The organism is Kineococcus haloalkalitolerans (assembly GCF_050871905.1).
Taxonomy (GTDB): Bacteria; Actinomycetota; Actinomycetes; order Actinomycetales; family Kineococcaceae; genus Kineococcus.
This window is the reverse complement of record NZ_JBJLSH010000001.1, coordinates 36,132-49,164: the sequence shown is the minus strand read 5'-3', so window position 1 is coordinate 49,164 and position 13,033 is coordinate 36,132. Positions and strand designations below refer to the sequence as shown.

The following is a 13,033-nucleotide window of genomic DNA, read 5'->3' as shown; positions in this document are numbered from 1 at the left end:
GCCCGGCGGGGTTCAGGCGGGCGGTTCCCGCGTGGTCCGCCAGCCGGCCAGCCGGCCCCCGCGGCTGACCGCCTGCAGCCGGCGCGTCACCGCGTCCCGATCCGCCTCGCGGACCACCAGCAGCAGCTCGTCCGCCGTCCGCAGCGGCGTCGACGGGCCCGGGACGACGCTGCGGCCCTCGCGCACCACGAGCGAGACGACGGTGTCGCCGGGCAGGCGCAGCTCCTGCACGGTCACCCCGTTCAGCCGCGAGCCGCGCGGCACCCGGAACTGCACCAGGTCCGCGCCCAGCCCCTCCAGCGGCGCCGAGTCGACGTCCACGTCGCTGGGCGCCGCGTCCTCCACGACCCCGAGCCGGCGCGCCAGCCACGGCAGCGTCGGCGCCTGCAGCAGCGTGAACACCACGACCAGCAGGAACACGACGTCGAACACCTGCGTGGCAGCCTCCAGGCCGACGCTCAGCGGGATCGTCGTCAGCACGATCGGCACCGCCCCCCGCAGGCCCGCCCACGAGACGAACACCTGCTCGCGCCACGGCACCCGGAACGGCGTCGCCGACACCAGCACCGACAGCGGCCGCGCCACCAGCAGCAGCCCGCCGCCCACGACCAGGGCCGGCACGAGGGCCTCCGGCAGCCGCGACGGGCTGGCCAGCAGCCCCAGGAGCACGAACAGGGAGATCTGCGCCAGCCAGGCCAGCGCCTCGGTGAAGCCGATCGTCGCCGTCCGGTGCGGCAGCTCCGCGTTGCCCAGCCACAGCCCGGCCACGTAGACGGCCAGGAACGAGGACGCCCCGGCGACCCCGGCCACCGCGAACGCCAGCAGCGCGATCGCCAGCGTCGCGATCGGGTACAGGCCCGCCGAGGGCAGGGCGCTGCGGCGCAGCACCCACCCGCCGACGCGCGCCACCAGCAGCCCCAGCGCCGCCCCGGCCGCGAGCTGGTACAGCACCTGCCCGGCCAGCAGCAGCGGGTCGGCCTCCTCCCAGCTGGGGGAGACGACGACCGTGACGAGGATGACGACCAGCGGGTCGTTGAGCCCGGACTCGGCCTCCAGCGCCGCGCGGGTGCGCGCGCGCACCGGCAGCCGCCGCAGCACGGAGAACACCGCCGCGGCGTCCGTGGAGGAGACCACCGCCCCCAGCAGCACGGCCGTGCGCAGGTCCACGCCCAGCGCGAAGTGCGCGACGGCGGCCGTCACCGCGACGCTGACCACGACCCCGCCCGTGGCCAGGACCGTCGCCAGCCCCAGCACGGGCCGCACCGTCTCCCACCGGGTCGTCAGACCGCCCTCGGCGAGGATCACCGCCAGGAGGAACAGCCCCGCGGCCTGGGTGACGGCCGCGTCGTCGAAGTCCAGGCCCAGCCCGGCCTCGCCGATGAGCAGGCCCAGGCCCAGGTACAGCAGCAGCGTCGGCAGGCCCGCGCGGGTGGACAGGCGGACCGCGGCGACGGCCACGAGCACGAGCGCCGCGGTGGCCAGCACCGTCCAGTTCAGCTCGCCGATGGTCACGACCGCACCCCCGCCGCCGCGTCCGGTCCCGTCCGCAGCACGCTGGTCAGCCGTCCCACCCCTCTCCGCCCGAGGGGCCAGCATCCCAGGCGCGCACCCGCCGCGCCCCACCCGCCCGCCGCCGCGCCCACCCCGCCGGGTCGCGGGCCGGCGGGGCGCCGGTGACGCTGGGGCGGTGACGTCCGCGACCCCCGCCGCCGCGCCACGGGGAGCGGGTCTGCCCGCGCGCGTGCGCGCCACCTTCCGCAGCCGCGTCTCCGGCGACCCCAGCGGCGCGCCGGCCTGGGTCCGCGACATCGCGCTCGTCGGCACCGGCGAGGGGTGGTTCGAGCCCGGCGGCGTGGTGTGGCGCGTGCACGGCGACCTGGCGACCCTCGTCGGCGGGGTCGCCGCCCTGATCGGGCAGGGCGCGCACCCGCTGGCCCTGGCGGGGGTGCAGGCCCACTCCGCCTACCAGCGCGACCCCTGGGCGCGGCTGGCCGGCACGGCGCGCTGGCTGGTCGTCAGCACCTTCGGCTCCGCCGAGCTGGCCGAGCGGGAGGCCGCGCGGGTGCGGGGCGTGCACCGGCGGGTGCGCGGCACCGCCCCCGGCGGGCAGCCGTACTCCGCCTCCGACCCCGACCTGCTGCGCTGGGTGCACCTGGCCTTCACCGACGCCTTCCTCGCCGCCCAGCTGGCCGTCGGCCGCGACCTGACCCGCCGCCACGGCCGCGGCTGGCCCGACCGCTACGTCGCCGACTGGGCCCGCAGCGCCCACGCCCTCGGGGCCCGTGACCTGCCGGACTCGCGCGCCGGGCTCGCCGAGGCGCTGGCCGCCCACCGCGACCGGCTCGCCCCCGTGCCGCAGGACCTGCGCGCCTTCCTGGGCGCCCCGCCCGGCCTCGGGCGCGCCGAGGCGGTCTTCTACACCGGCCTGGCGGGCGCCGCCGCGCACCTGGTCTCCCCGGTCGTGGCGCCGTGGGCGCGGGTGCCCGGGCGCGCGTCCTCGCCGCGGGCCCGCGCCCGGCTGGCCGCCACCCGCGCCCAGCTGCTCGCCACCCGCGCCGTCCTCGGCCCGCGCAGCCCCTCGGAGGAGGCCGCCCGCCACCGCCTCGGGCTGGGCCCGCGCCCCGACTGGCTCGACGCGCCGGCGTGAGCCGCGGCGGCCGTGGCCGTCGTCACAGCCGCGCCCGGCGGTCCGGCACGTAGCGTGGAGGCACCATGCGCACGCCCCGCCCGCCCCGCCCGGCCGTCCCGCTCGCGGCGGGGCTCGCCGCGGCCCTGCTGCTCACCGGCTGCTCCGCCTTCGACGACGGCCCCGACCCCGTGCCCGTCGCGACGGCCACCGCCGTGGCCGGCGAGGCCGCCGACGACCCCGCGCTGGCCCCCTTCTACGAGCAGCGGCTGACGTGGACCGACTGCCAGGGCGGCTTCGAGTGCTCGCGCCTGACGGTCCCCCTCGACCACGACGACCCCGCCGCCGGCACCACCAGCCTGGCGCTGGTCCGCCTGCCCACGGGCGCCACGGGCGAGGACCGCCTCGGCTCCCTCGTCCTGAACCCCGGCGGGCCCGGCGCCTCCGGCGTCGAGTACGCCCGCGCCGCGCAGAGCGTCGTCAGCGACGCCGTGCGCGCCCACTTCGACGTCGTCGGGTTCGACCCGCGCGGGGTCGGGCAGTCCGAGCCGGTGCGGTGCCTGGAGCCGGACCAGCTCGACGAGTTCCTGTCCGCCGACGCCACCCCCGACGGCCCGGCCGAGGTCGAGCGCTGGGAGGAGCTGTCGCGGGGCTTCGGCGAGGCGTGCGCGGACGACCGGATGGCCCCCCACGTCGACACCGGCAGCGTCGCCCGCGACCTGGACGTCCTGCGCGCCGCCCTCGGCGACGACAAGCTCAGCTACCTCGGCAAGTCGTACGGCACGTCCATCGGCGCCGCCTACGCCGACCGGTTCCCCGAGCGGGTCGGCCGCTTCGTGCTCGACGGCGCCCTCGACCCCTCCCTGTCCGGCGAGGACGTCGACCTCGGGCAGGCGCAGGGCTTCGAGACGGCGCTGCGCGCCTACGTCGAGGACTGCCTGTCCGCCTCCGGCTGCCCGCTGCGCGGCAGCGTCGACGACGGCGTCGCGCAGGTGCGCGCGCTGCTGGACTCCCTGGACGCCGCACCGCTGGGCACCGGCACCGACCGGGAGCTGACGCAGGGCCTGGGCGTGTACGGGATCGCGCAGCCGCTGTACTCGCAGGCGCTGTGGCCGGACCTGTCCGACGCCCTGGCGGCGGCCTTCCGCGGCGACGGCGCCCCGCTGCTGGCCTTCGCGGACCAGTACGCCCGCCGCGGTGAGGACGGCGAGTACGCCGACAACCTCATGACGGCGATCTACGCGGTCAACTGCCTGGACCGCGGCGACGTGGAGGGCGTGGTGGACGTGGCCGCCGCCGCGGACGACATCGCCGACCGGGCGCCGACGTTCGGGCCCTTCCTGGCGTGGAGCTCCCTGCCGTGCGCGACGTGGCCGTTCCCGGCGGTCTCCACGCCCGCGCCGGTGACCGCGGAGGGTGCGGACCCGATCGTCGTCGTGGGCACCACGCGCGACCCCGCCACCCCGTACGTCTGGGCGGAGGGCCTGGCGGAGCAGCTGTCCAGCGGCGTCCTGCTCACCTTCGACGGAGACGGGCACACGGCCTACCGGATGGGCGTCTCCGCCTGCGTGGACGAGGCCGTGGACGCCTACCTCGTGGGCGGGCAGGTGCCCGAGGACGGCACGCGCTGCTGAGGCGGGGCCGGGGCTGACAGCCAGCCTGCACGGGGTCGGGGACACGCCGTCCCGGAGACCGTCCGACGCGGCGTGCCGCCCCGGTCGTGCAGGCTCGCTGTCAGCGCCGCCCGCGCCGGGCCGCCGTGCGCGGGGTGAGGGTCACCCCGGGTGTCCTGTAGAGTCGTCCGCGTGCTCGCGAGGGCACGTGCCGCCTTAGCTCAGTCGGCCAGAGCGACGCACTCGTAATGCGTAGGTCCGGGGTTCGATTCCCCGAGGCGGCTCACCTCGACCGCGGGGGGCGTCCACCAGGACGCCCCCCGCGGTCGTCCCCGGCCTCAGCCGGTCGTGGCTCCCCGCGCCCGGCTCAGGGCCTCCCGGACCCGCTCGCGGTCGCCGTCGGTCCAGTCCTCGCACCGCTCCGCGGCCCCGGCCGCGTCCGCCACCTGCTGCGCCAGGGCCGCCCGCCGCCCCGGCTCGCCGGTCGCGCCGGCCAGCCGCGCCAGGACCTCCAGCAGGCGGACGGTGACCCGCACGTCGCCCTCGGCGGCCCGCCGCAGCTGGCTGAAGGCCACGTCGACCAGGTCGTCCCAGTCCGCCCGCTCCAGCAGCGCCCGCGAGCCGCCGGGCAGCTGCCGCAGCGGGTCCGGCAGGTCCCGGCCGGCGACCGCCGTGAGCGCGTCACCGAGGTGCAGCAGCACGTGCTCGGCGGTCGTGGGGTCGTTGACGCCCGGGGACATCGCCCGCAGCCCGACGTCCACGAGCTGCTGGACGACGAAGGCGGGGTCGCGGTGGTCGGTGCGCTCGTCGGCCAGGACGACGGCCGCGCGGACCGCGTCGAGGGCGTCGTCGTCCAGCGGTGGGGCGGCGATCGCCACCAGCCCCCCGCGGGGGACGAACTCGCCGATGCCGACCACCACGTGCACCGAGCGCGGGGCGCCGGAGCCCAGGGCCTCGTCGAGCGCGTCCTCGTCGACGTCGCGCACGAAGCCGCCGGTGGTGGCCGTCACGCGGCTGTGGGCGCCGGCGGCCAGCCGCGCCGCCCACGCCGCGGCGCCGGAGCCCCCGGTGGTGTCGGCGGGCTCCGCCACGCGGTCGGGGTACACGCCGTCCAGCTCGCGCAGCAGGGTGTCGCGCAGCCTCGTGATCACCACGGAGACCTGCAGCGACTGCGAGACGTGGTGGATGAAGTAGACGAGCAGCGCGATGCACACCAGCGACATCGCCACGGCCACCGTCACCGACAGGGCGGGGACGAACTCGGGTCCGGTGTCGTCGCTGCGCACGGTGCGCAGCACGAGCAGGGCGTAGACGAAGGTCCCCGCGAACGCGCCCACCACCGTCTGGTTCACCGCGCTGGCGGTGATCGAGCGCAGGATGCGCGGGGAGAACTGCGAGGACGCCTGCTGCAGGGCGATCATCGTCAGCGAGAACGAGATGGACAGGACCGTCAGCAGCGACCCGGCGATCGCGGACAGCAGGGTGCGGGCGGCGTCGGCCGACCCGCTGAACAGCACCGTGCTGACGGGGTGGCGGGCGCTGCCCAGGCCGTCGAGCGCGGCGTCGACGCGCAGCAGCCCCAGCGCCAGGGCGACGGCCGCGGCCACGAGGACCGAGGGCAGGAACCACAGGCGCGCGCGGGCGTCCTCCCACCGCGTGCTCAGCCACCCGCCCACGTCCGTCCCCCTCCGCCGGTGCCGTGGGCCAGCTTCCGGGGGCGGCACCCCGGGCGCACGCGGACGCCGGAACAGGTTGCTCCGACGCACCGTTCTGCGGGGTGGTGGCCGGCCGCCCACCGCCCTCGAGAACCCCGGGGAGCCGTCGTGAGCACCACCTCCCGCACCGCGCGCGCCGCCGCGCCCGTCCTCCTCGCCGCCCTGGCGCTCGGCGCCTGCAGCGGCGGGGGCGGCCAGGACGCCGCCGCCACCGCGCCCACCACCCCCGCGACCTCGTCGTCGGCGACCGCGCCGGTCCCCGCCACGAGCACCGCCACGAGCCCCACCACCGCGAGCGCCCCGCCCGTGGACGCCGTCCCCGCCGGCGCGGGCACCGCCCCGACCGTCGACCTCGACGGCGACGGGGTCCCGGACACGCTGTGGCTGGCCGACGTGGACGGCGAGCGCCGCCTCGGCGTCGACGCCAGCGCGGACGGGGTGTCGTCGGTCGCCTCCACCTCCGCCGCCCCGCAGCGGGCCAGCGCGTCCGCGGCCGTCCTGGCGTCCGGGGCGCCGGTCGTCCTGCTGGACACGGGCCGCTCCGTGGCGCTGTACGTCTACCGCCAGGAGGACGCCGGCCTGGTCCCCGTGCCCGACGCGACGGGCGGGCAGTACACGTTCAGCCTCGGCTTCACCCCGTACGGCACCGGCCTCGCCTGCGAGGCGCGCGCCGACGGCCTGCACCTGTACGGCGAGGACGCCACCAGCGACGACGGGACGACGTGGACGGTCACCCGCACGGAGGTCGTCGTCGACGCCGACCGCGTCCACGCCCGGAACGGGGACGCGGAGACGGTCGCGGCCGGGGTGCCGGCGGACGACCCGCGGGTCGCCGCCGCGCACGGCACGACGTGCGGGGACGCGACCGCCGTGGCCGTCGAGCCCGCCTGATCAGCCGACCGGGTCGCCCGCGCGCGGGACGGCGCCGGCCGCGGTCACGTCCACCACGTGCGGGGCGCGCCGGCGGGCCAGCGCCGCGGGCACCCGGTCGGTCAGGGCCGCCACCAGCGGCCGCTCGACGAACCGGTGCACGAGCCGCGCCAGCCCCAGGCAGGCCAGCAGCACGAGCAGGACGACCCCCACCCGCACCGGGGTCGCCGTCGGCAGCGGCAGCCGCCCCGCGAGCACCGCCAGCGCGCCCACCAGCGGCACGTGCACCAGGTACAGCGAGTAGGAGGAGGCGGCCACGGTCGCCAGCGGGCGGGGGGTGCGGCGGCGGTGCGACTGCTCCAGCGCGACGAGCCCGTACAGCAGGAGCAGCACGGCGGTGGTGACGCCGAGCAGGCGGTACGCGCCGCTCGTCGTGCCGGGCACCGGCAGCAGCCGGGCCCCGGTCAGGGCCAGCAGCAGGACCGCCCCCGCGCCCAGCGCGAGACCGCCGCGGCGGCGCCACCCGGCCAGCAGCGCCTGGGCCAGCGCCGCGCCCAGCAGCGGCTGGAGGTTGTGCGGGCTGCCCAGCGCCACCAGCCACGGCCCGGCCGCGCCCGGCGGGGTGAGGAGCGCCGCGAGCGCGGCGGCGGTCACGACGGCGGCCCACGCGCCCAGCACCGTCCACAGCCCCCGCGCGCTGCCGGTGAGCAGGCCGGCGTGGAAGACGAGGTAGAAGGCGACGACGTGGGTCAGCGTCCAGCCCACCAGCAGCAGCGGCAGGCCCGGCTGCGGCAGCAGCAGGTAGGAGGCCAGGACGTCCGGCGGGTGCTCCTGGCTGCTGTTGACCGCGCCGGGCAGCAGCAGGTGGACCGCCAGGACCCCCGTGGTGGCCAGCCAGTACAGGGGCAGGACGCGCACGAGGCGCCGCCACAGGGACGCCCCGGCGGACCGCTCGCCCAGGCGCGGCCCGGCCGCGGTGAGGACGAGCAGGAAGCCGCTGAGGGTGAGGAAGACGTCCACGCCCACCCCGACCGTCGCGTCGTGCAGGGCGTCGAAGGCGCCCGGCCCGCCGAACACCTTGCCCTCGAAGCCGTGGGGGCCCGTCAGGTGCGCCAGGACCACGAGGAGGGCGCCGACGGCCCGCACCCCGTGCAGGCCGTGGGTGGACAGCCGGGTCCCCGTGGACCGGGACGGCTGGGGCTCGTGGGGCGCCTGTGACACCTGGGGCGGCGTCGGCGGGCTCTCCGGAGTGGGCACGGGTGAGCACTCAACCACGTGCGAGGCCCGTCGAGGCAGGTGCGCGGGGCCACCACCTCGCTGCGCGACGACCGTGCGACGCAGCGTCAGTGTCCCGGTCGGGCGGGGGGGCGGGTGCCGGTCGTGCTCGCGGCCGCGTCCTCCGGCTGCCCCGTGCGCCGCTCCGCCGTCGCCGAGCGGTTCGGCGCCCTGCGCGCCGCGGACCCGCCGCTCCTGCCCGCTTCCACTCCCGCCGTGATCCCGCACGGAGTCACACGTGACCCGCTGGTCCGAGAGGCCCAGCGGTCGGCGTGCGACTCCGCGCGGGACCACGGCGGGGGAGCCGGGGTCAGGGCTTGAGGAGGACCTTCAGGGCGCCGGAGCGGCGGCCCAGCAGGTCCAGCGCCTCCGCGGCGTCGGCGAGGTCGAACTCGTGCGTGACGATCACCGACGGGTCGAGGATCCCCATCGAGAAGGCGCGCACGGCGTACGCCCACGCGCGGGTGGGGGCGCCGAACACCGTCATGACGTGCACCTGCCGGGACACCAGCTCCAGCGAGGACAGGTCGTCGGCGTCCTCTCCGGGGATGCCGGTGAGGACGACGCGGGCGCCGGGGCGGCCCAGGCGGGTCGCCAGCCGGGCGATGCCGGGCACGCCGACCGCCTCGACGACCGCGTCGAAGGTGCCGAACAGCGGCTCGGCCTCGTCGGAGACGGCGTAGTGCTGCGCGCCGCACGTGCGGGCCAGCTCCTCGCGCTCGCGGGTGCGGTGCACGACGGTGACCTCGCAGCCGGCGCCGCGCAGCAGCTGGGTGGCGAGCAGGCCGAGGGCGCCCGCGCCGATGACGGCGACCTTCGAGCCGACGGTGACGTCGGCGAGCAGGACGGCCTCGGCCACGCACGCGGCCGGCTCGATGCCGGCCGCGGAGCGCAGGTCGGCGCCCTCGGGCAGCAGGTGCAGGTAGCGGGCGGGCAGGACGAGGTGGTCGGCCCAGCCGCCGGGCAGCGTGAACCCGGTCTCCTCGTACTCCTGCGGCCAGGCGGCGGTGTCCCCGGCGACGGAGGCGGGGGCGTGGTCGGCGGTGCGGATGCCCTGGCCGACGCAGCCGCGGCCCACGAGCTCGGCGGGCACGCCCTCGCCGACGGCCTCGACGGTGCCGGACCACTCGTGCCCGGGCACGACGGGGTAGCGGACGAACTCGGCGGGGCGGGTACCGGCGAAGACCTCGCGGTCGGAGCCGCAGATGCCGCACCAGGCGACGCGGACGAGGACCTCGCCCGGCCCCGGCGGGGCGACCTCCACCTCGACGAGCTCCAGCTGACCCGGCGCGTCGACGCGCACCGCCCGTCCCGTGCTGCCGGCAGCCATGCGCAGCGCCCTCCCGTCCGTGGCGTCCCGGCGACGCCGCTGGGCGGATCCTCGCAGAGCGCTCAGCGCTCGGCGGTCGCCGCCCGCTCGATGACCTCGGTGAGCGCGGCGACGAGGCGCTGGGCCTCGGGCAGCGACAGCTGGGCGATGTCGCCGACGTAGACGCGGGGGCCGAAGCGGCGCAGGACGGTCTGCCCGGCCTCGGCGTAGGCGAGGTCGGCGCTCTCCAGCCGGACGGGGCACGGGCGCTCGGCGCCCTCGTCGCCCTCCAGGGGCACGACGCGCGCCTCGAAGGTGTGCAGCCAGCCGCCCTCGACCTCCAGGCCGCGCGAGGCCCAGGCCGGCGCGTCCCAGCGCAGGACCTCCAGGTCGCCGGGGCCGGCGTCGCCGTGGGCGGCGTCGTCGGCGAGCGACAGGCCGTCGGCGTCGACGGTGGTGGTGCCGCGGGCGGGGAGCCCGCCGGGGGCGCGCTGCTCGTCCATGGGGACTCCTGGGGTCGTGATCGGGTGTTCAGCTCAGCGTGATCGTCTGAGCGCTGAGCGTGGCCGCGGTCAGCCTGCCAGACGACGACCGGTTCCGCCTCGTGATCGCTCAACCACGTCCAGTGATCTCGCCGCTCCGGCCGGACCGCACCGGAGTTGCCCGCCCACCGTCCCCGGCGGCACGATCGACCCGTGATGCCCGCGGCGCGCCCCACCGGCCGGACCCCCGGTCGCGCGCGCCCCGCGCTGGTGGTGCTCGACCCCTTCTGGCCCGGGCGGCGCCCCTACCTCTTCGACGGCTGGTGTCGACGCCGCTGACGTCCCCGCACGTCCGGCCCGCACGTCCCCCGCGCACCCGCGCGCCCCGCGCCACCCCGCGCGGCGCGACCGGGACGCACCCCCGCACGCCACCGAGAGGAACCCCCGTGAGCGACCAGCACCACGACGCGTCCGCCACCCCCGCCGGCGCCCCCGGCACCCCCGACGTCGACCCCGCCGCCTGGAGCTTCGAGACCAAGCAGGTCCACGCCGGCCAGGCCCCCGACCCGGCCACCAACGCCCGGGCGCTGCCGATCTACCAGACCACCAGCTACGCCTTCCGCGACTCCGAGCACGCCGCGGCCCTCTTCGGCCTGGCCGAGACCGGCAACATCTACACGCGGATCATGAACCCGACCACGGACGCGGTCGAGCAGCGGATCGCCGCCCTCGAGGGCGGGGTCGGCGCCCTGCTGGTCGCCAGCGGCCAGGCCGCCGAGACCCTGGCGATCCTCAACATCGCCTCCGCCGGCGACCACGTCGTCGCCAGCCCGCGCCTGTACGGGGGCACCTACAACCTGCTGCGGCACACCCTGCCCAAGTACGGGATCACCACGACGTTCGTCGAGGACCCCGACGACGTCGCCTCCTGGCGCGCCGCCGCCCGGGAGGAGACCAAGCTCTTCTACGCCGAGACGATCTCCAACCCCGCCGGCGACGTCCTCGACATCAGCGCCGTCGCCGACGCCGCGCACGCCGTCGGCGTCCCCCTCGTCGTCGACAACACCATCGCCACCCCGTGGCTGATCAGGCCGCTGGAGCACGGCGCCGACGTCGTCGTGCACTCGGCGACCAAGTACCTCGGCGGGCACGGCACCGCCATCGGCGGCGCGATCGTCGACGGCGGCCGCTTCGACTGGGCCGCCTCCGGCCGCTTCCCCGGCCTGACCACCCCCGACCCCAGCTACCACGGCGTCGTCTACACCGACGCCGTCGGCCCCGCCGCCTTCGTCACCAAGGCGCGCGTGCAGCTGCTGCGCGACATCGGCCCGTCCCTCTCGCCGTTCAACGCCTTCCTGCTGGCGCAGGGCATCGAGACGCTGTCGCTGCGCATGGAGCGGCACGTCGCCAACGCCCAGCGCGTCGCCGAGCACCTCGCCGCCCACGAGCAGGTCCTGTCGGTCAACTACGCCGGCCTGCCCACCTCCCCGTGGCACGCCAACGCCCAGCGCTACGCCCCCCGCGGCACGGGCGCCGTCCTGGCCTTCGAGATCGACGGTGGGCTGGAGGCCGGGCGCCGCTTCGTCGACGCCCTCGTCCTGCACTCGCACGTGGCCAACATCGGCGACGTGCGCTCGCTGGTCATCCACCCGGCCTCCACCACGCACAGCCAGCTGGACCCGTCCGAGCAGCTGACCACCGGCGTCACCCCGGGCCTGGTGCGCCTGGCCGTCGGCATCGAGGGGATCGAGGACGTCCTCGCCGACCTCGAGCGCGGCTTCGCCGCAGCGCGCGGCTGAGCGGTCCGGGGCGCCCGCGGGCGCTGGGACACTGGCGGACGGGCATCGGGAGGACTGAGGGAGCAGTGGTCGTCGACGTGGTGAGCACCTCGGAGGCCCGCGCCGCCGCGCGGGCGGTGGAGCAGGCGCTGCCCGCCGCGCGCGCCCGGCGGGCCGTGCCGCCCGCGACGGGCGCCTGGCGCGAGGGGGACCCGGTCGGCCGGCGCCGCTTCGCCGACGTGGGTGACCTGCCGCTGCAGCTGGGCGGCGTCCTGCCGCAGGTGCGCCTGGCCTACGAGACGTGGGGGACGCTCGACGAGGACGGCGGCAACGCCGTGCTCGTCGAGCACGCCCTGACGGGCGACTCCCACGTCGCCGGGCCCGCCGGCGACGGGCACCCCACCGCCGGCTGGTGGTCCTCCCTCGTCGGGCCCGGCCTGGCGCTGGACACCGACCGCTGGTTCGTCGTGGCCGCCAACGTCCTCGGCGGCTGCCAGGGCAGCACCGGGCCGGCCTCGCGCCGTCCCGGCTCCCCGCTGCCGTGGGGCTCGGCCTTCCCCCGCCTCACCGTCGGCGACCAGGTCGAGGCGGAGGCGCGGCTGGCCGACGCCCTGGGCGTGCGGCGCTTCGCCGCCGTCCTGGGCGGGTCGATGGGCGGGATGCGCTCCCTGGAGTGGGCCGCCGCCCAGCCGCACCGCGTCGGCGCCAGCCTCGTGCTGGCCACCTGCGCGGCCTCCACCGCCGACCAGATCGGCACCCAGAGCGCGCAGATCGCCGCCGTCCTCGCCGACCCCGGCTGGCACGGCGGCGACTACCACGACCTGCCCGCCGGGCAGGGCCCGCACACCGGCCTCGGCCTGGCCCGCCGGCTGGCGCACCTGACGTACCGCACCGCGGAGGAGCTGCAGGAGCGCTTCGGGCGCAGCCCGCAGGTGGGGGAGGACCCCCTCGCGCCGGCCGCGCCGGGCCGCTGGGCCGTGCAGAGCTACCTGGACCACCACGCCGACAAGCTCGTGCGCCGCTTCGACGCCGGCAGCTACGTCGCCCTCACCGACGCCATGAACACCTGGGACGTCGGGTTCCGCCGCGGCGGCACCGAGGCGGCGCTCGCGGCGGTGGGTGTGCCGCTGGTGGTGGCGGCCGTCGACTCCGACCGCCTGTACCCGGTCGCCGACTCCCGCCGGATCGTCGAGGCCGCCCCCAGCGCCGTCGGGGGCCTGCGCCTCGTGCGCTCGGTGTACGGGCACGACGGCTTCCTGCTGGAGCTGGACCAGATCGCGCCGCTGGTCACCGAGACCCTCGCGCTGGGCGCCGCCGGCTGACGACCCGCCCGCAGCACGACGACGGCGCGCCGCCCCCGGTCCG

Annotated in this window: 10 protein-coding genes and 1 tRNA gene; 6 read left to right on the top strand and 5 right to left on the bottom strand. The window is 77.7% G+C overall.

The genetic code is table 11. The features are described 5' to 3' along the window. Window positions 1-12: 12 nt before the first annotated feature. On the bottom strand, window positions 13-1,512 hold the full coding sequence (locus ACRYMY_RS00220; RefSeq protein ID WP_432545248.1) for a potassium/proton antiporter: 1,500 nt from the start codon (window positions 1,510-1,512) through the stop codon (window positions 13-15). 175 nt (window positions 1,513-1,687) lie between these two features. Between ACRYMY_RS00220 and ACRYMY_RS00215 the strand changes: the two genes are divergently transcribed. The 3 genes from ACRYMY_RS00215 to ACRYMY_RS00205 all read left to right on the top strand — a co-directional run bounded on the left by ACRYMY_RS00215 (window position 1,688) and on the right by ACRYMY_RS00205 (window position 4,523). Then, window positions 1,688-2,647 carry an oxygenase MpaB family protein gene (locus ACRYMY_RS00215; RefSeq protein ID WP_432545247.1) on the top strand — a complete coding sequence of 320 codons (960 nt, stop codon included), beginning with the start codon at window positions 1,688-1,690 and terminating at the stop codon, window positions 2,645-2,647. A 65-nt stretch (window positions 2,648-2,712) separates the two neighbouring features. Next, on the top strand, window positions 2,713-4,260 hold the full coding sequence (locus ACRYMY_RS00210; RefSeq protein ID WP_432545246.1) for an alpha/beta hydrolase: 1,548 nt from the start codon (window positions 2,713-2,715) through the stop codon (window positions 4,258-4,260). A gap of 189 nt (window positions 4,261-4,449) precedes the next feature. Further along, a tRNA-Thr gene (locus tag ACRYMY_RS00205) sits at window positions 4,450-4,523 on the top strand. 54 nt (window positions 4,524-4,577) lie between these two features. Here the strand turns inward: ACRYMY_RS00205 and ACRYMY_RS00200 are convergent. Next, window positions 4,578-5,915, bottom strand: a complete 1,338-nt coding sequence (locus ACRYMY_RS00200) for a DUF2254 domain-containing protein (RefSeq protein WP_432545245.1) — start codon at window positions 5,913-5,915, stop codon at window positions 4,578-4,580. Between the two features lie 147 nt (window positions 5,916-6,062). On the opposite strand from ACRYMY_RS00200, the gene ACRYMY_RS00195 reads away from it, so the two are divergent. Next, window positions 6,063-6,845, top strand: a complete 783-nt coding sequence (locus tag ACRYMY_RS00195) for a hypothetical protein (protein WP_432545244.1) — start codon at window positions 6,063-6,065, stop codon at window positions 6,843-6,845. On the opposite strand, the gene ACRYMY_RS00190 is transcribed toward ACRYMY_RS00195, so the two are convergent. From ACRYMY_RS00190 to ACRYMY_RS00180, 3 genes are all read right to left on the bottom strand, one after another. Further along, window positions 6,846-8,045 carry an acyltransferase family protein gene (locus ACRYMY_RS00190; protein WP_432545243.1) on the bottom strand — a complete coding sequence of 400 codons (1,200 nt, stop codon included), beginning with the start codon at window positions 8,043-8,045 and terminating at the stop codon, window positions 6,846-6,848. It abuts the gene before it with no gap. Between the two features lie 364 nt (window positions 8,046-8,409). Beyond that, window positions 8,410-9,429 carry a zinc-dependent alcohol dehydrogenase gene (locus tag ACRYMY_RS00185; protein WP_432545242.1) on the bottom strand — a complete coding sequence of 340 codons (1,020 nt, stop codon included), beginning with the start codon at window positions 9,427-9,429 and terminating at the stop codon, window positions 8,410-8,412. 62 nt (window positions 9,430-9,491) lie between these two features. Then, complete coding sequence (locus ACRYMY_RS00180; protein WP_432545241.1) at window positions 9,492-9,911, bottom strand: hypothetical protein; 420 nt, start codon at window positions 9,909-9,911, stop codon at window positions 9,492-9,494. 425 nt (window positions 9,912-10,336) lie between these two features. Here ACRYMY_RS00180 and ACRYMY_RS00175 point away from each other — a divergent pair, with 425 nt between their 5' ends. Then, entirely contained in the window at window positions 10,337-11,689 is a 1,353-nt protein-coding gene (locus ACRYMY_RS00175) for a bifunctional o-acetylhomoserine/o-acetylserine sulfhydrylase (protein WP_432545240.1), read from the top strand. 116 nt (window positions 11,690-11,805) lie between these two features. Beyond that, window positions 11,806-12,990 (top strand): homoserine O-acetyltransferase MetX, encoded by a 1,185-nt coding sequence (gene metX / locus ACRYMY_RS00170; RefSeq protein ID WP_432545393.1) that lies wholly within the window; start codon window positions 11,806-11,808, stop codon window positions 12,988-12,990. The last annotated feature ends 43 nt before the right edge of the window (window positions 12,991-13,033 follow it).